At 60.2% G+C, this 22125-nt stretch carries 28 protein-coding genes and 1 tRNA gene; 14 read left to right on the plus strand and 15 right to left on the minus strand.

The genetic code is table 11. The features are described 5' to 3' along the window. Window positions 1-61: 61 nt before the first annotated feature. Window positions 62-1519: an RtcB family protein gene (locus tag LIX15_RS01780; RefSeq protein ID WP_227775800.1), complete on the minus strand. Its 1458-nt coding sequence runs from the start codon at window positions 1517-1519 to the stop codon at window positions 62-64. Window positions 1520-1612: 93 nt separating this feature from the next. Next, window positions 1613-2023, minus strand: coding sequence for an archease (locus LIX15_RS01785; protein WP_227775801.1), 411 nt, complete (start codon window positions 2021-2023; stop codon window positions 1613-1615). Window positions 2024-2127: 104 nt separating this feature from the next. Between LIX15_RS01785 and LIX15_RS01790 the strand changes: the two genes are divergently transcribed. The 5 genes from LIX15_RS01790 to LIX15_RS01810 all read left to right on the plus strand — a co-directional run bounded on the left by LIX15_RS01790 (window position 2128) and on the right by LIX15_RS01810 (window position 6154). Next, entirely contained in the window at window positions 2128-2616 is a 489-nt protein-coding gene (locus LIX15_RS01790) for a GNAT family N-acetyltransferase (RefSeq protein ID WP_227775802.1), read from the plus strand. A 215-nt stretch (window positions 2617-2831) separates the two neighbouring features. Beyond that, window positions 2832-4004: a DNA primase small subunit PriS gene (gene priS, locus LIX15_RS01795; protein ID WP_227775803.1), complete on the plus strand. Its 1173-nt coding sequence runs from the start codon at window positions 2832-2834 to the stop codon at window positions 4002-4004. Then, complete coding sequence (locus LIX15_RS01800; protein WP_227775804.1) at window positions 4001-4879, plus strand: DNA replication complex subunit Gins51; 879 nt, start codon at window positions 4001-4003, stop codon at window positions 4877-4879. Before priS ends, LIX15_RS01800 begins: the two co-directional genes overlap by 4 nt. 57 nt (window positions 4880-4936) lie before the next feature. Beyond that, window positions 4937-5953: a sodium:calcium antiporter gene (locus tag LIX15_RS01805; RefSeq protein WP_227775805.1), complete on the plus strand. Its 1017-nt coding sequence runs from the start codon at window positions 4937-4939 to the stop codon at window positions 5951-5953. Between the two features lie 39 nt (window positions 5954-5992). Then, entirely contained in the window at window positions 5993-6154 is a 162-nt protein-coding gene (locus LIX15_RS01810) for a hypothetical protein (RefSeq protein WP_227775806.1), read from the plus strand. Window positions 6155-6314: 160 nt separating this feature from the next. Here the strand turns inward: LIX15_RS01810 and LIX15_RS01815 are convergent, their stop codons facing one another. Together LIX15_RS01815 and LIX15_RS01820 are read right to left on the minus strand one after the other, a co-directional pair. Continuing rightward, window positions 6315-8579 carry a CDC48 family AAA ATPase gene (locus tag LIX15_RS01815; protein ID WP_227775807.1) on the minus strand — a complete coding sequence of 755 codons (2265 nt, stop codon included), beginning with the start codon at window positions 8577-8579 and terminating at the stop codon, window positions 6315-6317. Continuing rightward, window positions 8576-8818: a DUF7127 family protein gene (locus LIX15_RS01820; RefSeq protein ID WP_227775808.1), complete on the minus strand. Its 243-nt coding sequence runs from the start codon at window positions 8816-8818 to the stop codon at window positions 8576-8578. The genes LIX15_RS01815 and LIX15_RS01820 overlap by 4 nt, the downstream gene beginning before the upstream one ends. A gap of 172 nt (window positions 8819-8990) precedes the next feature. Here LIX15_RS01820 and LIX15_RS01825 point away from each other — a divergent pair, with 172 nt between their 5' ends. Then, a complete protein-coding gene (locus LIX15_RS01825) occupies window positions 8991-9788 on the plus strand; it encodes an alpha/beta fold hydrolase (protein WP_227775809.1) in 798 nt (265 codons plus the stop codon). Between the two features lie 12 nt (window positions 9789-9800). Here LIX15_RS01825 and panB read toward each other — a convergent pair whose 3' ends face one another. Continuing rightward, window positions 9801-10610 carry a 3-methyl-2-oxobutanoate hydroxymethyltransferase gene (gene panB / locus LIX15_RS01830; protein ID WP_227775810.1) on the minus strand — a complete coding sequence of 270 codons (810 nt, stop codon included), beginning with the start codon at window positions 10608-10610 and terminating at the stop codon, window positions 9801-9803. Between the two features lie 130 nt (window positions 10611-10740). Here panB and LIX15_RS01835 point away from each other — a divergent pair, with 130 nt between their 5' ends. Together LIX15_RS01835 and LIX15_RS01840 are read left to right on the plus strand one after the other, a co-directional pair. Next, the gene (locus tag LIX15_RS01835; RefSeq protein WP_227775811.1) at window positions 10741-10983 is read left to right on the plus strand and encodes a DUF5822 domain-containing protein; all 243 of its coding nucleotides are present in this window, start codon (window positions 10741-10743) and stop codon (window positions 10981-10983) included. A gap of 250 nt (window positions 10984-11233) precedes the next feature. Further along, the gene (locus tag LIX15_RS01840) at window positions 11234-11881 is read left to right on the plus strand and encodes a helix-turn-helix domain-containing protein (RefSeq protein ID WP_227775812.1); all 648 of its coding nucleotides are present in this window, start codon (window positions 11234-11236) and stop codon (window positions 11879-11881) included. 41 nt (window positions 11882-11922) lie between these two features. On the opposite strand, the gene LIX15_RS01845 is transcribed toward LIX15_RS01840, so the two are convergent. The 5 genes from LIX15_RS01845 to LIX15_RS01865 all read right to left on the minus strand — a co-directional run bounded on the left by LIX15_RS01845 (window position 11923) and on the right by LIX15_RS01865 (window position 15978). Then, window positions 11923-12438 (minus strand): HAD family hydrolase, encoded by a 516-nt coding sequence (locus LIX15_RS01845; RefSeq protein WP_227775813.1) that lies wholly within the window; start codon window positions 12436-12438, stop codon window positions 11923-11925. 46 nt (window positions 12439-12484) lie between these two features. Next, window positions 12485-12889, minus strand: a complete 405-nt coding sequence (locus LIX15_RS01850) for a DUF7522 family protein (RefSeq protein ID WP_227775814.1) — start codon at window positions 12887-12889, stop codon at window positions 12485-12487. Between the two features lie 60 nt (window positions 12890-12949). Continuing rightward, entirely contained in the window at window positions 12950-14074 is a 1125-nt protein-coding gene (locus tag LIX15_RS01855) for an acyl-CoA dehydrogenase family protein (RefSeq protein WP_227775815.1), read from the minus strand. Window positions 14075-14168: 94 nt separating this feature from the next. Then, window positions 14169-15419, minus strand: a complete 1251-nt coding sequence (locus LIX15_RS01860; RefSeq protein WP_227775816.1) for an alanine--tRNA ligase-related protein — start codon at window positions 15417-15419, stop codon at window positions 14169-14171. 49 nt (window positions 15420-15468) lie between these two features. Then, window positions 15469-15978 carry a helix-turn-helix domain-containing protein gene (locus LIX15_RS01865; RefSeq protein ID WP_227775817.1) on the minus strand — a complete coding sequence of 170 codons (510 nt, stop codon included), beginning with the start codon at window positions 15976-15978 and terminating at the stop codon, window positions 15469-15471. A gap of 116 nt (window positions 15979-16094) precedes the next feature. Between LIX15_RS01865 and LIX15_RS01870 the strand changes: the two genes are divergently transcribed. Together LIX15_RS01870 and LIX15_RS01875 are read left to right on the plus strand one after the other, a co-directional pair. After that, window positions 16095-16298: a TOBE domain-containing protein gene (locus LIX15_RS01870; protein ID WP_227775818.1), complete on the plus strand. Its 204-nt coding sequence runs from the start codon at window positions 16095-16097 to the stop codon at window positions 16296-16298. Between the two features lie 4 nt (window positions 16299-16302). Next, window positions 16303-16809: an acyl-CoA thioesterase gene (locus LIX15_RS01875; protein WP_227775819.1), complete on the plus strand. Its 507-nt coding sequence runs from the start codon at window positions 16303-16305 to the stop codon at window positions 16807-16809. A gap of 284 nt (window positions 16810-17093) precedes the next feature. Here the strand turns inward: LIX15_RS01875 and LIX15_RS01880 are convergent. After that, window positions 17094-17178: transfer RNA gene (locus LIX15_RS01880), tRNA-Leu, on the minus strand. A gap of 141 nt (window positions 17179-17319) precedes the next feature. Between LIX15_RS01880 and LIX15_RS01885 the strand changes: the two genes are divergently transcribed. The 4 genes from LIX15_RS01885 to LIX15_RS01900 all read left to right on the plus strand — a co-directional run bounded on the left by LIX15_RS01885 (window position 17320) and on the right by LIX15_RS01900 (window position 18953). Then, window positions 17320-17460: a hypothetical protein gene (locus LIX15_RS01885; RefSeq protein WP_227775820.1), complete on the plus strand. Its 141-nt coding sequence runs from the start codon at window positions 17320-17322 to the stop codon at window positions 17458-17460. A gap of 58 nt (window positions 17461-17518) precedes the next feature. Next, window positions 17519-18079 carry a DUF420 domain-containing protein gene (locus tag LIX15_RS01890; RefSeq protein ID WP_227775821.1) on the plus strand — a complete coding sequence of 187 codons (561 nt, stop codon included), beginning with the start codon at window positions 17519-17521 and terminating at the stop codon, window positions 18077-18079. Between the two features lie 71 nt (window positions 18080-18150). Then, window positions 18151-18318, plus strand: a complete 168-nt coding sequence (locus tag LIX15_RS01895) for a DUF8027 family protein (protein ID WP_227775822.1) — start codon at window positions 18151-18153, stop codon at window positions 18316-18318. Window positions 18319-18593: 275 nt separating this feature from the next. Further along, a complete protein-coding gene (locus LIX15_RS01900; RefSeq protein WP_227775823.1) occupies window positions 18594-18953 on the plus strand; it encodes a hypothetical protein in 360 nt (119 codons plus the stop codon). Between the two features lie 40 nt (window positions 18954-18993). On the opposite strand, the gene purF is transcribed toward LIX15_RS01900, so the two are convergent. From purF to LIX15_RS01920, 4 genes are all read right to left on the minus strand, one after another. Next, window positions 18994-20457, minus strand: a complete 1464-nt coding sequence (purF, locus tag LIX15_RS01905; RefSeq protein ID WP_227775824.1) for an amidophosphoribosyltransferase — start codon at window positions 20455-20457, stop codon at window positions 18994-18996. Window positions 20458-20616: 159 nt separating this feature from the next. After that, complete coding sequence (locus LIX15_RS01910) at window positions 20617-20793, minus strand: 50S ribosomal protein L37e (protein WP_227775825.1); 177 nt, start codon at window positions 20791-20793, stop codon at window positions 20617-20619. After that, on the minus strand, window positions 20790-20972 hold the full coding sequence (locus tag LIX15_RS01915) for an LSM domain-containing protein (RefSeq protein WP_049970133.1): 183 nt from the start codon (window positions 20970-20972) through the stop codon (window positions 20790-20792). Before LIX15_RS01915 ends, LIX15_RS01910 begins: the two co-directional genes overlap by 4 nt. A 72-nt stretch (window positions 20973-21044) precedes the next feature. Continuing rightward, window positions 21045-22112, minus strand: coding sequence for a M20/M25/M40 family metallo-hydrolase (locus LIX15_RS01920; protein ID WP_227775826.1), 1068 nt, complete (start codon window positions 22110-22112; stop codon window positions 21045-21047). Window positions 22113-22125 lie beyond the last annotated feature (13 nt).

Here is a 22125-nt window from a genome sequence, read left to right on the forward strand (position 1 = left end):
CGCGACGATAGATGTCAAAAGTTTTTGATTAGTGAAAGAGGTGTTTTAGCTATCTCCTCACCTACCCCTTGATGTTACAGACGGGATACGTCCGCACGACCTTATCGCCGATTCCGAGCGCGTCCGACACCTTCACGACCTCGTCCACGTCCTTGTAGACGCCCGGCGCTTCCTCCGCGACCGTCGCCCCGCTCTGGGCTTTGACGTAGATGTGTTCTTGCTCTAGTTCGTCCTGCACGTCGCCGCCCCAGTAATCCCGTTTCGCCTGCGTCCTGCTCATCACCCGACCTGCGCCGTGGGCCGTCGAACCGAAACTGAGGTTCATAGACTCCTCGCCGCCGCAGAGGACGTAGCTTCCCGCGCCCATACTTCCGGGGATGATGATGGGTTGTCCCACGTCGAGGTACGCGCCGGGCACCTCGGGGTGGCCCGCCGGGAATGCTCGGGTCGCGCCTTTTCGATGGACGAACAGCTCCTTCTCCTCGCCGTTCACGTCGTGGGTTTCCTTCTTGGCGATGTTGTGAGCCACGTCGTACAGCAGTTCCATCTCCATTTCTTCCCACGATTCACCGAACACGCGCTCGAACACCTGCCGCGTTCGGTGCATGATGAGCTGGCGGTTCACCCACGCGAAGTTGATCGCCGCGCCCATCGCCTGATAGTACTCCGCGGCGAGTTGGCTTTCGGCGGGGGCCGCGGCGAGTTCCTTGTCGGGAAGCTTCGACAGCAGTCCCGCGTGGGATTTCTCTATTTTCCGAAGGTAGTCGTTGCAAACCTGGTGGCCCAGTCCGCGGCTGCCGCAGTGGATGAGAACGACGATTTGATCTTCCGAGAGGCCGTAGGCGTTGGCAACGTCCTCCCGGAACACGTCCGTCACGCGCTGGACTTCGAGGAAGTGGTTACCGCTGCCGAGGCTTCCCAACTGGTTTTTCCCGCGGTCTTTCGCCTTCTGTGAAACCGCCGACGGGTCGCTTTCCGCCCGCACACCTTCGTCTTCGCAGTGGGCCAAATCCGCTTCCGTCGCGTAACCCTCGTCCAGCGCCCACGCCATTCCGCGTTCGAGAACGTCGTTGACGGCGTCGATATCGCCCTCCACGACGCCGCCGCCGCCGAGTCCCGACGGGATGTTGGCGAAGAGGGCGTCCACGAGTTCCTCTTCTTTCCCGCGCAGGTCGTCGTAGGTGAGGTTCGTCCGCATCATCCTAACGCCGCAGTTAATGTCGTATCCGACCGCCCCTGGCGAGATACAGCCGTTCTCGGCGTCGATTCCGGCCACGCCGCCGACGGGGAAGCCGTACCCCTGATGGCCGTCAGGCATGCAGAGGGCGTACTTTTGTACCCCGGGTAAGTGGGTCGTATTTTTCAACTGTTCGAGCGTCTTGTCGTCCGCGATTTGTTCGAGTAGTTCTTCGCTGGCGAATACCCGCGCTGGCGTCTCCATTCCGTCCTCTTGCGGGATTTCCCAGACGTACTCCCGAACCCGTTCGAGTGTGATGTCTCCCGCGGTGTACGTGTTCATACGTGGAGGTTGATCCCCGAACTCCGAAGGCGTTTCGGGGTTCGGTTGAGAGAACGTTCTTTTTATTTCCACGCCGAAAACGACGTGAGCGGTTTACACGTCGAACACCACGTAGGCTCGCCATCCCTCCACCGTTTCCTCGACGGCCATCTCGGAATACGTCACGGCCTTGATTTCGCGTGCCCCGAGTCCGTCGAGGGGCACGCCTCGCGCGCTTCCCGTGAGCGTCCACTCGCCGTCGGCGTCGTGGACGCTCGCCTCGTTTTCGACGGGAAGGACGGCGCGAACGTCGCGTTCGTAGATGAGTTCGTCGAGGTAGTCGAACAACAGTGCGTCCCGACTCTCTGCACTCACTTCGATGCCGAATCGCTCGCCCGTGTCCGGAATGTCGTCGCACATCGCGGCGGCCAGTCCGTCGGCGACGGCGGCGAAAACAGTGGAGAGTGAATCACCCGTGGCTTCGACCGCAACGTCGGCGGTGTGCTCGCGGAGCGCGTAGGTCATTAGTGAAATATCGGTCGCTGCGGGTATCAGGCTTGCCAAACGACGCGTGGTAACCGCAACCTATGCCGGTGGAATTATATTCACCTGTCTGCTACTCCCTCTCAGTGAGTGTGAATATTGACACGCGCGTCGTCTCGCCGGGCGACAACCGTTACGTCGAGGAGGCGTGGCAGTTAAAGGAAATTATCCGGCGGAACGAGGACGTGCTGAAACAACGACGAGGGTTTTTTACCGACGCATACCGCCGGTCGACCGTCTACTGCTACCTCACGGACGGCGAGGCGGGCGAGCAACTCATCGGGTTCGCGGCGGTGCGTCGTGACGGGTACATTCTCTTTCTCGCGGTCAACCCCGATTTCCGGGGCGAGGGCTTCGGCGAACGGTTGGTCGCACGGGTCGCGAAAAACCACGCCACCGTCACCTGCCACGCCCGCAGTACGAACCAGAACGCACTCGACTTCTACCGGTATCTCGGCTTTTCCGTCGAACGACGAATAAACAACTACTACGAGGACGGCGGCGACGCCTTCTATCTCCGACTGGGCGAAGAAGAGAGCATCACGAAGCGTCTTTCCGACTTCATGCGCGGCTGAAATTCGGACGAGTTCGTTTTCTCTCACTCCCGGATTCGTTTCGTTGAGTATTCGCGTAACGTCGCGTTACTCCGCTTCCTCGATTCCGCGAGCAGGGAGTTTTCGACTCGGTCCAAAATCAGAAGCGTCCTCGCAGCCTCGCGATTTCCGAAACGAAATGGGCACTTGAAGCGAAGAAACAACGCTTTAACCGCTCGGTGTTTTTGCAACTGACGATGGAAGAGCGGACGCGAGCGTATCTCCGGGGACGGTTCCGCGACCACTACCGGACGGTAGAACCGGAACTCCCGCCCGCCGCGGACGAGCGCGAGTGGGGCTACATCCCGTGGACGTCCGGGACGGGAACGACGATGGTTCGGCACAACTCGCTCCTCGACCTCGGAACGCTCCGCGGGTTCCTCGAACGAGAGCGTCCGCGCCACGTGTATTTCTCCGCCGGGCGGTACAGGAATCCCGGTGCGGGAACGATGGACGTAAAGGGATGGCAGAGCGCAGACCTCGTGTTCGATTTGGACGCGGACCACCTCCCCGGAGTCACCCCCGAAACCCCCTACGCCGAGATGCTGGCGCGGGGGAAGGCGGAACTGCTCGACCTGCTCGATTTGCTCGACCGGGATTTCGGCTTCGACGACATGACGGTCGTTTTTTCGGGCGGTCGAGGTTACCACGTTCACGTTCGGGACGAAGGTGTCCTCGAACTTGACCGCGAGGCTCGCCGAGAAATCGTGGACTACGTCCGGGCGGCGAACGCGGAGTTCGAATCGCTAATCCAATCCGAAGCGGTCGCCGGTATCGGGCTGAAAAATCCGACCCAAAAACGCACGCTTCCGACCGACAGCGGGTGGGGCGGACGAGTTCACGACTACCTCTGTTCGTTCGTGGACGAACTGCTGGCGATGGAGGAAGAAGACGCGCTCGAACTCCTGCAGGAGTTCGACGGTATCGGCGCGGGAAAAGCGGCGGGGGCGTACAAAGCCGCGAAAAACAATCACGAAGAGATCGAGCGCGGCAACGTGGACGTGCATCCGGCGTTTTACGGCTTAGCGAAAATTCTCGCGGCGGACGTGTTCGAATCCGAAACCGCGGCGGTGGACGAACCCGTGACTACCGATACGCATCGACTCATCCGACTTCCCGGCAGTCTCCACGGCGGGAGCAGTTTGGAGGTGACGCGGATTCCGCACGACGAACTCGTCGACTTCGACCCGCTTCGGGATGCGGTTCCCGAGACGTTCACGCGACACGACGTGACGATAGAATTGGACGAAGAAGTACAAGTCGAACTCGCTGGCGAAAGATTTAGGCTCCCGGCGGGAGATGTATCAACTCCGGAATACGTGGCCAACTTTCTCATGGCGCGTGGCCGGGCAGAAAAAGGGAAAGAATGAATCTCGACGAACTCCGCAGTGTTCAGAGCAAGGAGCGCTCGAAGGATAGCCTACAGCATCTGCGCGAATCCTTCTACGAGGACGTGGGGAGCTACATCGGGAGTTTGCGCGACGAACGCGAGCGAGCAGCGGAGCGAGCGGACAACCCGTTCGATTCGAGCGACGTCAATCGACTGACCGACGAAATTCAGACGGCGGAGGATGTCGTCCAAGCGATATACGAACGACGGGTCGGAAAAGTCGTCAAACGCGCGAGCCTCTCCGCCGCGGGGATTCCGGCGGACGAGGAGGGACTGACGAGCGAAGAGCAAGAACTGTTCGCCGACCTCGTGGAACGAATCGAATCGAACAAATCGACCGTTCTCGACGTGCTGGCCGGGAACGGGTCGGATGGCAATCCGACCGAAAGTGCTGTGCCAACGGGAATGGAACCCGCCGACTCCGCTCCGGACGGAGCGGAGTCGGCTGAATCGAGGTCTGCCGAGACGGGTCCGGGAACGGAAACTCCGGAACCAGAGACGCCCACCGCCGAACCCAAATCGGAATCCGAAGACCATCGGTCGTCCGCGGAAGTGGCGGCGGTTGCGGACAATCCCGAGGATTCCGGGACAGAGTCCGAAGCGGCGTCCTCCTCCACGACGGCCGTCGAAACGGGAGACGAGATGCCCGATGATACTGACGGAAGCGGAACTGCGGGCGAACCGAAACCCTCGCTTTCCAACGAGCGAACCACGGTTCGAATCACCCGCGACATCGGCGAAATCCTCGGCGTGGACGAACGCGAGTACGACCTCGCGAGTGAAGACGTGGTGACACTTCCGGCCGAAAACGCCGGGCCGCTTATCGAGCGCGACGCCGCCGAAAAGTTGGAATAACGAACACCGTTCCGGCGAATCTTCGATTTTAAGGCAAATCGTTGAGAAGCGAGAGCCATGCTCACCGAACTCGCGTGGCTCGTCGTGCTCGCGGTGGGTAGCACGGCGGTCGTCTGGAAAGGGAGCAACATGCTGGAGCGCGCGAGCAAGCGTTTATCGGCATACTACGATCTGCCCCCGATCGTACAGGGCGCCATCGTCGTCGCGGTCGGGTCGAGTTTTCCCGAACTGTCGAGCGTCGTCGTTTCGACGTGGTTCCACGGCGAGTTCGATTTGGGCGTGAGCGCCGTCGTCGGTTCCGCCATCTTCAACCTGCTCGTCATCCCCGCGTTGTCCGGTATTTTTTCGGACGGCGTCGAAGCCGACCGGTCGGTCGTCTACAAGGAAGCGCAGTTCTACATGATCGCCGTCTCGGTGCTCATCATCACGTTCGCGCTGGCGGTCATCTATTACCCCGTTCCCGACGTTCGCCTCGGCGGGACGGTGACGTGGCAACTCGCACTCATCCCCATCGCTTTCTACTGCGTCTATATTTTCACGCAGTACCAGGACACGCAAGACCACGACGCAGATGAAGCACCTGAGGACATCAACCCACTCCGCGAGTGGGGGCTGCTCCTCGCCAGTCTGCTCGTCATCGCGGTGGCGGTCGAAGGCCTCGTCGAGGCCGCAATCGGGTTCGGTGACCTGTTCGACACACCGAGTTTTATCTGGGGGTTGACCGTCATCGCCGCCGGAACCAGCCTCCCCGACACGCTGGTCAGCGTCCGGGCCGCCCGCGAGGACGAGGGCGTCACCAGCCTCGCCAACGTGTTCGGAAGCAACGTCTTCGACCTCCTCGTGGCGGTTCCGACCGGAGTGCTCATCGCAGGTTCCGCGAACATCGACTTCGCGGTAACGGTGCCGATGATGGGTTTTCTCACCCTGGCCACCATCGTCGTCTTCGGCTTCCTCCGAACCGAACTCACGCTCACGAAGGGCGAATCGTGGGGACTACTCGGCGTCTACGGATTGTTTTTGGTGTGGATGCTTCTCGAAACCGCGGGTGTGACGAATCTCGTTCCGGGGGCGTGACGACCGAAACGCCACCAGTGACGGAAGAGCGATAAGCTAGTGACACAACGGAGAAAACTAGCAATCGACACTAACTACGAAAACAAGCAATCGACGCAACCGCTGGCGGTTAGCAGTTCACCGGAAAATCTCCGATTTTCCGGGGCGACGACCGAATGGCGCATGGACGACTCGCGGCGCGAGTCGTCCACAGCGAAATGAAGGGGGAGTGTCTTCCTGAACGCAGTGAAGGAAGGCTCGGAAGTCGCATGCCCGAAGCGAGCAGAAACGTCTTCCGGTGCTTTTGATGAACGTTTTTCAGGGAGACGGTCAGTTTCCCGCGAAATCGCGGGAAACTGACCTTCGACCGTCGTAAAACGTTTTATTGGAAGGTTCTGCCCAACTGCTCTTCCTTCTTCGGTTCGGCGGTGTCGAACCGTTCTTCGATTTCCTCGTAGCGCTCCTTGGTTTCCTCGGTGACGCTCGGCGTCACCTCGTCCAGCGCGTCTTCGAAATGCTCGGCGGTGATGCGGACGTTGCCGACGCTGTCGCCGATGTCCTCGCGCGAGACGCTTTGGATGAACTCCCGACTCGCCGCCATTGCGGCTTCGCGGCAGACGGCCTCGATGTCGGCACCGACGTAGCCGTCGGTTTTCCGCGCCAGCGAGTCGAGGTCAACGTCGTCGGCCAGCGGCTTGTGGCGGGTGTGAACCTCGAAGATGGCTCGGCGAGCGTCCTCGTCCGGAACCGGCACGTGGACGTGCCTGTCGAGGCGGCCCGGACGCAGGAGCGCCGAGTCGATGAGGTCGGGGCGGTTCGAGGTGGCGATGACCACCACGTCTTCGAGTTCTTCGAGGCCGTCGAGTTCGGTCAGCAGCTGCGAGACGACGCGCTCGCTGACCTGCGAGCCACCGCCGCCGTCGCGTCCGCGCTCCGTCGCGATGGAGTCGATTTCGTCGAAGAACACCACGGTCGGGGCGTTCTCGCGGGCCTTGCTGAACACTTCGCGGACGCCCTTTTCGGATTCTCCGACCCACTTCGATAGCAGTTCGGGACCCTTGATCGAGATGAAGTTGCTGTCGCTCTCGTTTGCGACGGCCTTCGCCATCAGGGTCTTCCCGGTTCCGGGCGGGCCGTACATCAGGACGCCCTTCGCGGCCTGCATATCGAGCGATTCGAACACCTCTGGGTAGTCGAGCGGCCATTGGATGGTTTCGCGAAGGCGCTCTTTCGTGTCCTCCAGACCGCCCACGTCCTGCCACGACACGTCGGGCACTTCCACGAACACTTCGCGGAGCGCCGAGGGTTCGATACCTTTCAGGGCTTCCTTGAAGTCCGCTTCAGTTACTTTCAGCGACTCCAGTACGTCCGCGGGAATCTCGTCCGAATCGAGGTCGAGTTCCGGGCGGACGCGACGGAGCGCGTTCATCGCGGATTCGCGGGCCAGCGACTCGAGGTCGGCACCGACGAACCCGTGGGTGTTGTCGGCGTACTCCTCCAAATCGATGCCGTCAGCGAGGGGCATCCCGCGAGTATGAACCTGCATGATTTCGAGCCGACCGTCGCGGTCCGGCACGCCGATTTCGATTTCGCGGTCGAAGCGACCGCCGCGCCGGAGTGCGGGGTCAACCGCATCGACGCGATTGGTCGCGGCGATAACCGTCACCTCGCCGCGCTCTTCGAGGCCGTCCATCAGCGAGAGCAGTTGCGCGACGACGCGGCGTTCCACGTCGCCACCCGCCTCCTCGCGTTTCGGCGCGATGGAGTCGAGTTCGTCGATGAAGATGATGGCCGGGGAGTTCTGCTCAGCCTCTTCGAACACCTCCCTGAGTTGCTCTTCGGACTCGCCGTAGTATTTCGACATTATCTCCGGACCGGAGATGGTTCGGAAGTAGGCGTCGATTTCGTTGGCGACGGCTTTCGCCATCAGGGTCTTCCCGGTTCCGGGCGGCCCGTGGAGTAAAACGCCCTTTGGCGGGTCGATGCCGAGGCGACTGAACAGTTCGGGGTGTCGCATCGGGAGCTCTATCATCTCCCGAACCTGTTCGAGTTCGCGCTCCAAGCCGCCGATGTCCTCGTAGGTCACGTCGGGTCGTGCCTGTCCACCGCCTCCGGCCGCTCCGGCCGCGATTTCCTCGGCGGGGCGTTCGCTAATCTGGATTTCGGTGGAGTCTGTCACGACGACGGTTCCCTCCGGGTCGGTGCTGGCGACTTTGAGCGGAATGGACTGACCGGAACCCATCCCCATCAGACCGAAGCCGAACGGAATCGCCTGCCCTTGGGTGATGGCCTGCCCACTCAGCTTGTCGCGAATGTGTGGCGCGATGTTCCCGCGAATCTGAAGGTTTTGCGGGAGCGCGATGGTAACATTTTTCGCTGGTTTTACGTCGGCCTTCTCGATGCTAACCTTGTCGTCGATGCCGACACCGGCCTCTTGGCGAAGCTTGCCGTCGATGCGGATGATACCGCGACCCTCGTCTTCGGGGTACCCCGGCCAAACCCGTGCGACTGCACGACCCTGCCCGCGACCCTCGATAACGATGTAGTCGCCGTTTTCTACGCCCAGTTCCTCCATGGAACGCCGGTCGACCGCCGCGAGCCCGCGGCCAGCGTCCTTCTGCTTTAACGGCTTGACAGTGAGTTTCATCGTCCCTCCGTTATCGTTAGGACACCGTTGTTGATTAACACTTCTGCCCCGTCCGTCGGCAGTTCGATTTCCGTCTGGAGCGCATCGTCACCGTCCTCTACGATGACGATTGCCACGTCTTCGAGCACGTCCACGGCAACGTCCGCTGTTCCGAAGTCGGCGACGACGACATCTCCGTCGTCGTAGCTATACCGACGGGAAATGCTTCCACTCTGCTGTGAGATACGTTCGAGCGTCATGTTTGGCTAACCTTTGGTTAGTTACTTAGATATTTAAATCTGTCGCCAATGGATACGCCACCGTACTGCGGTTACTGTCGAATCAGTACAAATGCGGTTCGAACCGGCTGTCAGCCGAAACCGCTCCGCATCAGTCCTGAACTTTATGCTCCGCGCATGTGAAACATGGTATATGGAAACAGTCACACACCACGACCGGACGACAGCCTATCGCATCGCAGACCGTGGTGGTGATGGCGACCCCGTTCTGTTCGTCCACGGGAGCGGCGGCACCCACGAACTCTGGAAGGCACAACTCGCTCGCCTCGCTTCTACCTTCCCCGTCGTCGCACTTGATTTGAGTGGCCACGGCGACTCCGAAGACGTGGAAGCTGACCCCGGATGGAGTACCCTCTCGGCCTACGCGGACGACGTGCTCGCAGTCGCCCAAGAAACCGAAGCGAAAACGCTCGTCGGTAACTCGCTCGGCGGTGCTATCGTCGTACACCTCGTCCTCGACCGAGGTTTCGACCCCGACGCCCTCGCACTCGTCGGAACCGGCGCGAAACTCGCCGTACTGGACGACCTGCTCATCTGGCTCGAATCGGATTTCGACCGCGCTGTCGAGTTTTTACACGAAAGCGACCGCCTCTTTCACGACTCCGACAACCGCTACGTCGAACTCTCGAAGGAGTCGATGTACGAGGTCGGCCAGCGAGTGACGAGTCGGGATTTCCACTCCTGTCACACCTTCGACGTGCGGAACCAGTTGGACGAAATCGTCGCCCCGACGCTCGCCGTCGTCGGCGAACACGACATGCTCACGCCACCGCGGTATCATAAGTATCTGGCCGACAACATCATCGACGGTCAGTTCGTCGAAATAGAGGGAGCGGCACATCTGACGATGCTCGAAACGCCGGAGGCGTTCAACGGAACGCTGACGCGATTTTTGGAAGGCGTCCGTAATGACGCCGATTTTGGTAATTAGAAGGTTCGATAATCAATACACGTCGTCTAAGCTCTCCTCAACGTGCGAATGTTCGTCCGCCGGGAAATCGCCCGATTCGACTTCGGCGCGGAACGCGGAAACTGCGCGCTCCATCTCGCCGCGAACGTCGCCGAACTGCTTCGAGAACGAGGGACTCCACTCGCCCAGTCCGACTGCGTCGGTGATGACGAGAACCTGTCCGTCGGTGTGCGATCCGGCACCGATTCCGATTGTCGGGATGTCGAGTTCTTCGGTGATGGTCGCGGCGAGGTTCGCCGGAACGTGTTCGAGGACGAGCGAGAACGCGCCCGCCTCCTCGTGTTTCCGGGCGAGTTCGAGCATCTCGTCCGCGGTCTTCTGCGACGTTCCCTGTCGAGCGTAGCCCGACTGGTTGACGTGCTGTGGCGTCAGTCCGAGGTGGGCCATCACCGGAATCCCGATTCGCGAGAGCGTCTCGGTCAACTCGACGGTGTGACTCCCGCTTTCGATTTTGACAGCGTTCGCTCCCTCCTCTTTCACCATTCGACCGGCGTTCTCGACCGCCGTTTTCGCGTCGAAGCCGAAACTGAGGAACGGCAAGTCGGCGATGACGAGCGCGTCTTCGGCACCGCGGGAGACGGCCCCGGTTCGACTCGCAACCTCATCGACCGTGACTGGAAGCGTGGAGTCGTATCCCAACACCGCGTTCCCCATGCTGTCACCGACGAGTATCATATCGATGTCGGCGTCGTCTACGATTGCCGCAGTCGGCGCGTCGTAGGCCGTAAGCATCGTAATCGGCGCTTCGCCAGCCTTGGCGCGAATATCCCTCACCGTTGGCATGCTTCGAACTCCTTGTCGGGAGGGCTTAACCCCCCCGGTCGGCGACGGATCGACCGGAAGCTGGCTGGCTCGGTTGGGCAGCTGACCCGACCTGACAACGCTTAAGCCCGCCCAGTACTCGGATTTATCTGTGCCCGAACCAGTCGAAACCTACAGTCCGGACGGCGTCGATTATGGGTGGGTGATGCAGGTCACCTTCGTCACGACAATACTCGTCGGCGCGCCACTCGTTGCACTCATCGCGCTCTTTTCGGGAGTGTCCCTGCCGACGTGGGCCTCGCGTGTCTCCTTCGCGGTTCGCGTCGGCGCAATCGTGTGGTTCGTCACCGCGATTTGCGTGTTTTTCTACGCTCGCAGTCAGCAGACGGACTGAAACGCCGAAATTCGACAGTGGTCGAAAAAGACGACGAACGGGCAACGAACGGCGAAACGGGTTAAAATGACCCGGTACGGCGATACTATACTACATCGACTTGTTGGCACGAACTGAAATCCTCTTTCGGTGCATCCGCGCCCCCGCCACGTGAAAAGCGGGTCGAAAGCGATTCTGTTCCAGTATCATGTAGTTTATTTATTCAAATCTGCCAATAACGGTATCAATGAGAGCACCTGAAAAGGGGGGTATGACGGGAACGATTGCAGAGGTGACGTTTCCCGCCGACAAGTTCGCCCTCGAGCAAACTCTCCGATCACTTGATGCGACCCGGTTCGACATCGAACAGGTCGTGGCGTACAACCAAAACCGGCTGATGCCGTTCGTGTGGGCTGGAACGAGCGACCGCGAGACCGTCGAATCCGCCTATCTCACCGACGAGAGCGTGAGTGCGTTCCAGTTCGTCGCCGAGTTCGATACCGAATGTCTCTACCAGTTGGAGTGGGTCGCCAAAATCGACTCCCTCGTCCGAATCCTCGTTGAAGAACGTGGGGCGATTCTGACCGCGACAGGGAAAGAAGATACGTGGAATCTCAGAATTTTGTTCGGCGACCACGACGCGCTCGCTCGCACCTATGAACACTGTGAAACCCAGGGAATCGACCTCGAAGTCAACACGATTCAGGAGTTCGTCCACGGCCGAACCGGCCAGTTCGGTCTAACCCAGAGCCAACGACGGACGCTTCAACTCGCCCACGACCGGGGCTACTACTCCGTTCCGCGGGAAGCCTCCGCGAAAACACTCGCGGGCGAACTCGGTGTGACACATCAATCCCTCTCGGAGCGACTCCGCCGAGGGCACGAAAATCTCGTAAAAAATACGCTCGGCGGCCGATAAGTCGAAACTAAATCAAATTTCGATGCGGGGGTACAATACGATTAAACGTATTCGAACGCCACACCTGCGCGTTCCGCAGTCAGTTCATCCCGGCGCGAATCGCCGATGAACACCGCGCCATCGACGCCCAGCGCGCGAAGGGTCGCCTTCAGCGGTTCCGGATGCGGCTTCCGAGTCGGAACCGAATCCCGTCCGACGACCGCATCCACGTGCCTTGCGAGTCCGTGCGTTTCGAGGCCGACGTGGCAGGCGGATTCGCAGTTCAGCGAACACACACCGACGGGAATTTCGCGGGAGAGCAGTTCGTCCGCGTGCGGCAGGCGAATCGAACGCCGCGCGCCGTCGCGCTCGTGCTGGCTAATTATCGCCTCGATTTCGTCGCGCACGTTCGCCTCGTCGGCCAAATCGAGCATCCGCCAGAGATCGGCGTCACTGGCATCGACGCCGTGACGTTCCAGCTCCACCGTTACGTCCTGTGCCACCGCCTTCCAGTTCACGATGAGTTGTACGAGCGTTCCATCGAGGTCGTACACCACCGCCGAAACGTCGTCAGTCACGGCTGTTCGTAGGTAGGTCGGGGGCAAAGGGACTTCGGTCGGCAGCTTATTCGATTGCTTCTTCCACCATCTCGACCAGCGTCGTCACGTCGGAATCGGGGTCAACCGTGAAAAACAGTCCTTCTTCGCCGACGAGTATCCGAACGAGAATAATGTGATCCATGAACGTGACGAACGACCGAACCTCACCCGCATCGCGAAACACGTCCTCGAAGAGGTCTTTTTCCATGAAATCGACGTGGACGTAGGAGAGCACTTCTTCGAAGTGGTCTACCATCTCCCGCTCGCTGTCGTACAAATCGAGGGTCAGCTGGTCGGCACGCAGGATGTTGAAATCCTCGGTATCGTACTCCACGCACAGGTGAACGGAATCGCCCGCAACGTCTCGGAGTACAGTGACTGCCGAATCGACGTCGAAGGAAACGAGGGATGAACGGTTGGAGATAGTCATCGAATCACGGAACTGGTTATTGAGTCAGCCATCCTAGTGATGTGGCATAAATCTGTGGGATTATTCCAACAATTTGCGGGCGATGACTTTCTTCTGAATCTCCGACGTTCCCTCGTAGATGGTCGTTATCTTCGAATCGCGGTACAGTCGCTCCACGTCGAAATCGGTCGTGTAGCCGTAGCCGCCGTGAATCTGCACCGCCTCGTTCGTGATTTCGACGGCGGACTCGCTGGCGAAATATTTCGCCATGCTCGCCGCCATTCCGTGTTCTTCGCCAGCGTCAGCGAGTCGGGCGGCGTCTCGAGTCAGCAGACGTCCCGCTTGTAGTTTCGTCTGCATATCCGCGAACTTGTGCCGGATTGTCTGGATGTCGGCAATCGGTTTGCCGAACTGCTCGCGTTCCCCGGCGTAGTCGATTGCGTGGTCGAATGCGGCCTGAGAAAGTCCGACCGCCTGACTCGCGATGCCGATGCGTCCGCCGGTCAGAATATGCAGGGCCGCGGAGAGACCCCTTCCTTCCTCGGTGAGTCGGTAGTCGGCGGGAATCCGCACGTCGTCGAAGATGAGGCTGGTCGTGTCGCTCGCGCGCAGACCGAGTTTCTCCTCTTTCTTTCCGACTTCGACGCCAACATCCTTCGGAACCACAAACTGCGTGACGCTTCGCGGGTCGTCCCGGTCGGTTTTGGCGAACAAGATTATCACGTCGGCGCGCTTGCCGTTCGTAATCCACTGTTTTTTGCCGTTGATGACGTACTCGTCGCCCTCCTTGCGCGCCTCCGTGGACATCTCGGCGGGGTTCGACCCGGCCTCCGGTTCCGACAACGCGAACGCGCCGACGGGCCTTCCCTCGGCCATCTCCGGAAGCCAGCGCTCTTTCTGTTCTTCGTCGCCGAACTCCGCGAGACAGGACGTTGCGAGACAGTGAACCGACAGCGCCGTGGCCACCGACAGAGCGCCGTAGGCGACCTGCTCGTTGGCGATGCTGTAGGTCATCTTGTCCACGTCGATACCGCCGTACTCCTCGGGGACCGTCATGCCCGTCAAATCGAGTTCCGCGAGACCGTCCCACACGTCCTCCGGGAACTCCTCGTTTTCGTCACATTCCGCGGCAGTCGGCTGGATTTCCTCGACAGCGAACTCCCGGACCACGTCACGAATGGCCCGTTGTTCCGGGGAGAGGTTCATGCCCGTTCTTCGAGTTCCGGGGGAAAAAGATACCCGTTCTGCGGCGGCCTGGAAGCGGAATCTCGGCACCCGCGATAAGTCTTTGCTCGGCGTCCTACTCGCGCAGAAACGTGACGACATCCTCCGGTTCCGCCGACAGTCCGCCGCCTTGCGCGAACGACGGACTGCCGCCGCCACCGCCGCCGAACTCCGCGGTCACCTCATCTATCACGTCGACCGCAGAAACGTCACCGTTCGCACCGACCACGAGGAAGGTTGCTCCATCCGCGCCGGTGAGCGCGACCACGTCGGCCGCGTCGCCAGCCAACTCTTGCACGCGGTCTGCGAGTTCGTTCGGGCCGACGCCGTCGATGGTGCCGACCAGCCACTCGTTGCCGTCTCTGGCAACCGTCTCGTCCGCCAACTCCTCAATTTTCGCGCCGACGAGTTGGGATTTCGCGTCCGCCAGTTCGCGTTCGAGACCTCCGAGTTCGTCCGAGAGTCGGCCGATTTCCGCGGGCAAGTTTTCGACGCTCGTTCCCGCGACTCGCGCCGAATCGAGCGCCGCGGATTTTTCGTCTACCTGCTGGCGAATCGCTGGCGGGCCGACGGCGAACTCCACGCGCGTCAGTCCCTCTCCGGGATTTGACCGTTCGAGGACGGTGACCGGACCGATTTCGTGCGTGTTCTCGACGTGCGTTCCGCCGCACGCCGCCACGTCCCACTCTTCGATTTCCACCACTCGAACCGTATCCGAATCGCTCAAGACGCCCTCCTCGGTTTTCGTGTTGAACGCGATTTCCTCGCGTTCCAACGCTTCTGCTTTGGGAACTTCTACCCACGAAACCGGGAGCGAATCCCAGACCACCCGGTTCGTCAGGCGTTCGAGTTCCACGAGGATCGAATCGTCGATATCCGTCGAAGTTTCGAAATCGACGCGGATTTTCTCTTCGGCGATGTCGAATCCGCCGTAGCCGAGGTCGTCCAAAATTTGCCTTCCAGCACCGTAGAGGACGTGGCTCGCGGTATGCGCCCGCATACAGTAAGTTCGGAACGTTTCGTCGATTTGGCCGACGACGGTGTCGCCCGGTTCGAAGCTCGGGTTCGCGTCCGCGTTGGATTCAGAACCCAACGCGGACGCGGTTTCGCCCCTCGACACGGCTTCCGTTTCGAGCGTGTGAACTACCGCTCCGTCGCGCTTCTGTACGTCCGCGACCGGAATGCCGCCGAGGGTTCCTCGGTCGGCTGGTTGCCCGCCGCTTTCGGCGTAAAAATACGTCTCGGAAAGAACGACGTCGCGCCCGTCCCGTCGTTCGACAGTCGCCTCAAATCCCGTTCGATAGGGTTCCGCTGCTGCGCGAGTCATACACCGTTCTCCGAAACGAGAAGACAAAAACGCTCCGCCGACTCGAACCCTACGCCGATTCCGACAGCGTCACGCCGAGGCGGTCTTCCAACGCTTCGATGACCGACCCGCCGACGCCCGCGCGGTTGGCCCGGTTTTGCTCGACGGCGAGAAGGTGTTTTTCCGGAATCTCGAGTTCCTCGGCGAGTTCCTCGCGCTGGAGTCCCGCATCCTGTCGCGCTTCGACGACGTTGTCGCCGTAGTTGGAGACGAGGTACGGAAGCGGGTCGTCGTCGTAGTTCGTCCCCTCTTCCTCCCAGTGGCGGGCGTCGCCCTTGCGCGCGTCGTCCATCCGCGCCGTTCGCTGGGCGGCCCGGCGCTTTCTATCCTGTTCGCTGGGTTCTCTCGATTCAGTCTTCGTGCGCTGTGCCGCGTCGTTGTGGCTCGCACAGTTTTCACAGACGGACAACTGTGCGCCCGCGACGCTCGCCTCGGTCAGCGAGTCGGTCGCTTTGCCGCAGAGTTCGCAGGAACCGCCGCCACCGCCGCCGGAGGAGTTCCCGGTCGAGTATTTGGCCATACACCTGTTAGGGAGGGGCCACATTTCAATATCGCGTTTACATTCGGAGCAAAGTGGTGGGAACGCGCCCGAACGTTTATCCTCGGCGTCGTCGTCCCCCTGTCGGGGGAATCGGGATGCTAAGCGCACGAAACCGACTGACAGGAGAGGTAGTGGAAGTTCAAACCGGCGACGTGACCACCGAAGTGACCATCGACGTGAACGACGAGACAGTAACCGCGGTCATCACCCGCGAATCGGCGGAAGACCTCGAAATCGAGGAGGGAATGGAACTGACGGCAGTGGTCAAAGCGACCGACGTGATGGTTCGCTCGGACTGAGTGATTGAACGGACGCGGACGAAAACCATTTTATCCGGAACCTCACCGACCGCTCGTCGATTCGCGCCGAATCGACAGACCGATTTACTCGCTTCCGGTTACGGTTTGCATGGACGAATTCGGCTACACCACCGCGGTCGAAACGCGCTACAGCGACTTCGACACGATGGGCCACGTCAACAACGCGGTGTACGCGACCTACCTCGAACAGGCACGACTCGACTACTTTGGGGACGTTATCGGAATTCCGCTGGACGAAATCAGCGGCGTCGTCGCTCACCTCGAAATCGATTATCGACGGTCGATAACGCCGGAAGACGAGGTGACTGTGGCCATGCGAGTTGCGGAACTCGGCGAGTCGAGCATCACGATGGAACACGAAATCCGAGCGGGAGCCGACGTGGCGGCAACCGCCGAAGTCGTGCAGGTCGCCATCGACGGGAATACCGGCGACCCTCGCCCGATCCCTCCAGAACTGCGCGACCGAATCATCACGTACGAAGGCCTCTGATCGCAGAATCTCATCGCAGGCGTCGAAACCATTTTTCGGCGTCGGCGAACTGGTTCGCCTTCAAGCGCGGGACTACACTTCCATTCGGCTCTATAGTCGATTTTTTGGTACGGGAACGAGACAGCGCTTGCTGGTCGGTATAAATGCAGATGACAGTCACCAGCCGTGGCTGATGACTGTTGTTTCAGTAGAATTGTGCGTGGGTGATGTCCACGAAGGAGATCACCTGCATCGTGTTCGGCGGTTACACCGCCTCACGAATCGCGGCAAAGCCGCGTTTGCGATGCGTGGGACCGGATTTGAACCGGCGGACCCCTACGGGACAGCGCCCTCAACGCTGCGCCGTTGGCCTAGCTTGGCTACCCACGCTCGCTGTGTCTTTCCGCACTCAATCGTAGACGGTGGCCTAATAAAAGACCTTTCATTTGAGTCGCCGACGCGAACGATTCGCACAGAAATGCCAGGTGGAGGCCACTAATTTCATATTATTTGGCGACGTTCGGAAGAAAGATGCCACTCCAACGGCTCATCAATCGGTTTCGAAACAGCCACATCGATTACGTCTGTGCGAACTGCGGACGCGCGTTCAACCTTCCCCTCGATTCGTGTCCCTCTTGCGAGGATGAGCCCCTGCATCGAATCAAGAAGTAACAGGTGTACGGCCGGCACTAAAGTAACTGGTATGCCGCGGGAGTCCTAACGCCTGAGCATGGAGTCTACGGTTCGGAACAACGTTCCGGCGCTGACCGCGCTGTTGACCGTCATCTCGCTCGCACTGGTGTTCGCCGCGGTACTTGGCATCGTCCCAAAGGGGTCGATTCCGCGCGCACCCGACTCAGTTCTCGGCGCAATTCCGCACGTCAACGCCGTCATCAGCATCATCGCAGTCGGGGTTATCGGAACCGCGTGGCGCGACATCCGCCGCGGAAACGTCGCCCGCCACCGCGCCGGGATGCTCACCGGTGTCGTGCTGTTCGTCGCCTTTCTCGGCTTCTATCTCTACCGCGTGTCGCTGGAGGGACCGACCGAGTTCGCAGGCCCGGAAACGGTCTACCAGTTCCTCTACCTGCCGGTGTTGGCGATTCACATGCTGTTGGCCATCGCCTGCATTCCCCTGCTCTACTACGTGCTTCTGCTGGCGATTTCGTACCCCATCAACGAACTTTCGGGGACGAACCACCCGCGAGTCGGGCGAATCGCGGCGACCCTCTGGTTGATTTCCTTTTCCCTCGGCGTGGTCGTCTACACCCTCCTCTACGTAGTGTACTGATACGACGGTTCGTCGGATCCCGTCTGGCAATCAGCCACACGATATTTCCCCCAACAACCCTTACGACACCTATGCCAATTCCCGGGTACGACGAGGACGATTTGGACGAGATGCTCGAAGAGCGACTGGAAGAGCGCGACGAGCAGTTTCTCACGCCGAGTCAGCGCGAGGAGTACGAAAACGGCGGTAGCCTCCTCGATATCCTGAGCGAAGACGATATTCATCGACTGCTGAACTGAGAATGCGAACTTCGAGGTGGAACAGCAGACCGTCCTCTGATTTTCATCAAAATCTACGCAACCGGCTCGCGGGTCTCGGCGGATGAAGGGCGAACGAAGAAGATACGAGTGGCGAAGCCACGAGTACCGACTGAGGGCCGGAGAAAATTTCCGATTTTCTCCGGCCCTCGGTCGTTCACGACTCGCTACGCTCGTCGCTCTCTCTCGCCCTTCATCCGCCGAGGAAGTGATCAAAATAGAATACAATAAAGGGAGGAAACATCGTATCTGAAATCATGTCAGAGATCACCAGTCGCCGGGTGGGCCACCACTTCATCTCGGCCCTGTTGGGGTTTGCGTCAGTGTTACTGTTTCATCTGGAATACGCCCCGGAAAACGCGGCGAATCCGTACTGGCTCGGTGGCGGCATACTGGTCGGCAGTACAGTGATTGTGATGGAGTATCGAAGGAGAGAAATCAGTGCGGTGCTGGAAAACTCGATGACGATTACGTCTCTCGCGCTTATCGTCGGTGTCGTCCTCGTCGCTACCGTAATCACGGTTGCTGAACTCCATTATACGCCGAAATGGACCTCCGGATTGTTGGGACTGGCCTGTAGCAATCTCGTCGTCGTCCCGCTCTATCTCTCGAACTGAGGGACACACTGCTCACAAATCGTTCTACAAAAGCTCGTTCTCAGTCGCTCGCACCTTCGATAACCGGACGCGACACGTCGCGGTCTGTCTCCTCGTCTTCAATGTCGTACGGGTATTCGCCGGTCACACAGCCCAGACAGAGGTCGCCCTGCTGGACGGCGAGCGACTCCGCGATGGCCTCCTTCGAGAGGTAGGCGAGACTGTCGGCCGAAATGGTGTCTCGAATCTCCTCGACGGATTTGTCCGAGGCGATGAGTTCCTCACGGGTGGCCATGTTGATGCCCATGTAACACGGCGCGACGATTGGCGGGGCACCGATGCGCATGTGGACTTCTTCAGCCCCGCAGTCTTTGAGCAGTTGGACGAGTTGGGTCGATGTCGTCCCCCGGACGATGCTGTCGTCGATGATGGTCACCGTTCGGCCCTCGACGGTCGATTTGATGGGGTTGAGTTTGAGACGAACCGCGCGCTCGCGCTCGTCCTGCGTCGGCATGATGAAAGTCCGTCCGACGTAGCGGTTTTTCATCATCCCTTCCGCGAATTCCACGTCCGAACCGTCCTCCTGTGCGGCCTCGGCGTACCCCGACGCGAAGGCGCGGCCCGAGTCCGGAACGGGCATCACCACGTCGGATTCGATACCGCTTTCCTCCCAGAGCTTTCGGCCGAGTTCGCGCCGCACTTCGTACACGAGGTTGCCGTCGATAACGCTGTCCGGGCGGGCGAAGTAGACGTGTTCGAAAAAGCAGTGCGCAGTTTGCTCGCGCTCCACGAGTTGATAAGTGTCGTAGCCCTCCCCGTCCGCTTGGAGGACGACGAGTTCGCCGGGGCGCACGTCGCGGACGAGTTCGCCGTCGATGGTGTCGATGGCCGAAGATTCGGACGCGACGACGTAGCCGTCGTCCACTTTTCCGATGACGAGCGGCCGGTTGCCTTCGGGATCGCGAACGCCGAGCACCGTGTCGTCGTGCATGATCGCCAACGAGTACGACCCGTGGATACGGTTCATCGTTCGCTTGACCGCGCGGATGAGGTCTTCTTCCAACAAATTTCGCGCCAAATCGTGCGCGATAACCTCCGTGTCGCCGTCGGAGGTGAAGGCGTGGCCCTTTCCGGCGAGTTCGTCCCGAATCTCCTCCGAGTTGACGAGATTGCCGTTGTGCGAGAGTGCGAGCGACCCGCTCTTGAACGAGACGGTAAACGGTTGCGCGCAGCTTTTGTCCACGCTTCCAGCCGTCGGATAGCGGACGTGGCCGATTCCGGCGCTTCCTTTGAGTCCGTTGATGTCCTCCTCGTCGAAGGCGTCACCGACGAGGCCCATCGAAACGTGGTCGTGTTGTTGAAACCCATCGTGAGTGACGATTCCCGCCGACTCCTGTCCGCGGTGCTGGAGGGCGTACAGCGAGTAATAGAGGGGGCGTGCCGCGTCTCGACCTGCGAGTGACGCGCCAACGACGCCGCATTTCTCCGTCGGCCCGCCGAGGTTCCCGTCCCGGCCAGTTGACATAGCTGACCATTGTGCGGGCCAGTAGTAAAAACCCCCGCTATCGTGTCGAATTCGGAATCTCGAAGACAATAATTATGCACGATTGTGTATATTTGTCTCGGCGAACGAGCCGTCGGCTCGTCGGTTGAGCAAGTAAGAGGGAAAATCAACGGCAGGCGCTTAGTTGTCGCCTGCTCGACTCTGCCACTCGTAGCTACGTTGCTTGCTCGACTTACCGAAGCCGCACGACGAGCATTCCTTTTTGCGCGAGTGGTACGATTTCTCGCCACAGCGGCGGCATTTCACGTGCGTCGTCTTGTTCTTCTTGCCCTGGCTTGGGGTTCCTGCGCCAGTCATGGATTAATCGAAACGACGTTATCGCCGCGTATAATGGTTGTGTCTTCGTCTTCGATGACGAGGTTCATGTGCTGGTCGTAGCCGGTGAGTGTTCCAGTGTACTCCTCGCCACCCTTCAACTGTACAGTCACGACAGAGTTCAGCGACGCTTCGAGAACGTCGAGTGGTCGTCCGCTCATATCAACAAACCCAGTGTTTGCGTTGATAAACGTACCGGAACGCGAGTCGGAAACCTTCGCTTTAACCGAAAGTTAGAGGTCGACCGAGAATCCGTCGTGCTCACTCGCTTGCACGGCGAACTCGGCGAGCAGGTCGGCCGATGCTTCTAAATCCTCGATGTCGATGACTTCGACGGGGGTGTGCATGTACCGATTCGGCAGGCCGAGGTTGAGCGACGGCGTCCCGCCGCTGGCCGTGTAAAAGGCGTCTGCGTCCGTTCCGGTTCGAATCCCCGCAGCCTGTAGTTGAATCGGTATTTCGGCGTCTTTCGCCGTCGTTCGAACTGCTTTGACCACTTCGGGGTGGTTCGTGCTCCCGCGTGCGACGACGGGGCCACCGCCGAGGTCGATGCCGATATCTTTGAACTGCTCTTCGCTCGTCACGTCCGGGCTGTCCATTGCGTGCGTCACGTCCACGGCGACGATTGCGTCGGGGTCGAGGTCGAAGCCGACCATCTTGGCACCCTGCAATCCGACTTCCTCCTGCACGGTACTCACGGCGTACACCGTCGCGTCGGCGCCGCGATCTGCCGCGCGGCGCAACGCTTCCGCGGCGACCCACGTTCCGACGCGGTTGTCGATACCCGGCCCGGCGAGTCGCGTCCCGTGAAGTTCCTCTATGTTCGGAGCGAAGATGATGGGGTCGCCCACGTCCACGAGCTCCTCGGCTTCCGCCTCACTGCTCACGCCGATATCGACGTGCTGTTCCGTGATATCCTCGAACTCGTCGTCCTCCGGGTCGCGCAGGTGAATCGCCCGCTGGCCGACGACGCCGTTGACGACGCCGTCGTCGGTGTGAACTTTCACCTGTTGTCCCTTCGTGACGGTTCTGTCCGACCCGCCGATTTTATCGACGCGAAGGAAGCCGTCCTCGTCGATTCCGGCGACGATGAGGCCGATTTGGTCGGCGTGCCCTGCGAAGGCGATTTCGGGGCCGTCGCCTTCGACGACGGCGACGGCATTGCCGTACTCGTCCGTCCGTACTTCGTCCGCGAATTCGGAGACGTATTCGACCCACGCGCGCTGTCCCGGAACTTCGAATCCCGAAGGGCTTGGCGTCGTTAACAGTGTCTGGAGAAACGCGCGACGCTGTTCGTTCATACGAGTTTAGGGG

The organism is Haladaptatus pallidirubidus, from assembly GCF_020700235.1.
Taxonomy (GTDB): domain Archaea; phylum Halobacteriota; class Halobacteria; order Halobacteriales; family Haladaptataceae; genus Haladaptatus; species Haladaptatus pallidirubidus.

Excerpts from the sequence above, each read along its gene's own strand:
- LIX15_RS01815 (WP_227775807.1), bottom strand. The coding sequence starts at position 8,579 with ATGAAACTCACTGTCAAGCCGTTAAAGCAGAAGGACGCTGGCCGCGGG.
- LIX15_RS01820 (WP_227775808.1), bottom strand. The coding sequence starts at position 8,818 with ATGACGCTCGAACGTATCTCACAGCAGAGTGGAAGCATTTCCCGTCGG.
- priS (WP_227775803.1), top strand. The coding sequence starts at position 2,832 with ATGGAAGAGCGGACGCGAGCGTATCTCCGGGGACGGTTCCGCGACCAC.
- panB (WP_227775810.1), bottom strand. The coding sequence starts at position 10,610 with ATGCCAACGGTGAGGGATATTCGCGCCAAGGCTGGCGAAGCGCCGATT.
- LIX15_RS01825 (WP_227775809.1), top strand. The coding sequence starts at position 8,991 with ATGGAAACAGTCACACACCACGACCGGACGACAGCCTATCGCATCGCA.
- LIX15_RS01895 (WP_227775822.1), top strand. The coding sequence starts at position 18,151 with ATGCCAATTCCCGGGTACGACGAGGACGATTTGGACGAGATGCTCGAA.
- LIX15_RS01915 (WP_049970133.1), bottom strand. The coding sequence starts at position 20,972 with ATGAGCGGACGACCACTCGACGTTCTCGAAGCGTCGCTGAACTCTGTC.
- LIX15_RS01885 (WP_227775820.1), top strand. The coding sequence starts at position 17,320 with ATGCCACTCCAACGGCTCATCAATCGGTTTCGAAACAGCCACATCGAT.
- LIX15_RS01920 (WP_227775826.1), bottom strand. The coding sequence starts at position 22,112 with ATGAACGAACAGCGTCGCGCGTTTCTCCAGACACTGTTAACGACGCCA.
- LIX15_RS01850 (WP_227775814.1), bottom strand. The coding sequence starts at position 12,889 with ATGACTATCTCCAACCGTTCATCCCTCGTTTCCTTCGACGTCGATTCG.
- LIX15_RS01780 (WP_227775800.1), bottom strand. The coding sequence starts at position 1,519 with ATGAACACGTACACCGCGGGAGACATCACACTCGAACGGGTTCGGGAG.
- LIX15_RS01870 (WP_227775818.1), top strand. The coding sequence starts at position 16,095 with ATGCTAAGCGCACGAAACCGACTGACAGGAGAGGTAGTGGAAGTTCAA.
- LIX15_RS01800 (WP_227775804.1), top strand. The coding sequence starts at position 4,001 with ATGAATCTCGACGAACTCCGCAGTGTTCAGAGCAAGGAGCGCTCGAAG.
- LIX15_RS01785 (WP_227775801.1), bottom strand. The coding sequence starts at position 2,023 with ATGACCTACGCGCTCCGCGAGCACACCGCCGACGTTGCGGTCGAAGCC.
- LIX15_RS01890 (WP_227775821.1), top strand. The coding sequence starts at position 17,519 with ATGGAGTCTACGGTTCGGAACAACGTTCCGGCGCTGACCGCGCTGTTG.
- purF (WP_227775824.1), bottom strand. The coding sequence starts at position 20,457 with ATGTCAACTGGCCGGGACGGGAACCTCGGCGGGCCGACGGAGAAATGC.
- LIX15_RS01900 (WP_227775823.1), top strand. The coding sequence starts at position 18,594 with ATGTCAGAGATCACCAGTCGCCGGGTGGGCCACCACTTCATCTCGGCC.
- LIX15_RS01805 (WP_227775805.1), top strand. The coding sequence starts at position 4,937 with ATGCTCACCGAACTCGCGTGGCTCGTCGTGCTCGCGGTGGGTAGCACG.
- LIX15_RS01855 (WP_227775815.1), bottom strand. The coding sequence starts at position 14,074 with ATGAACCTCTCCCCGGAACAACGGGCCATTCGTGACGTGGTCCGGGAG.
- LIX15_RS01840 (WP_227775812.1), top strand. The coding sequence starts at position 11,234 with ATGACGGGAACGATTGCAGAGGTGACGTTTCCCGCCGACAAGTTCGCC.
- LIX15_RS01865 (WP_227775817.1), bottom strand. The coding sequence starts at position 15,978 with ATGGCCAAATACTCGACCGGGAACTCCTCCGGCGGCGGTGGCGGCGGT.
- LIX15_RS01860 (WP_227775816.1), bottom strand. The coding sequence starts at position 15,419 with ATGACTCGCGCAGCAGCGGAACCCTATCGAACGGGATTTGAGGCGACT.
- LIX15_RS01910 (WP_227775825.1), bottom strand. The coding sequence starts at position 20,793 with ATGACTGGCGCAGGAACCCCAAGCCAGGGCAAGAAGAACAAGACGACG.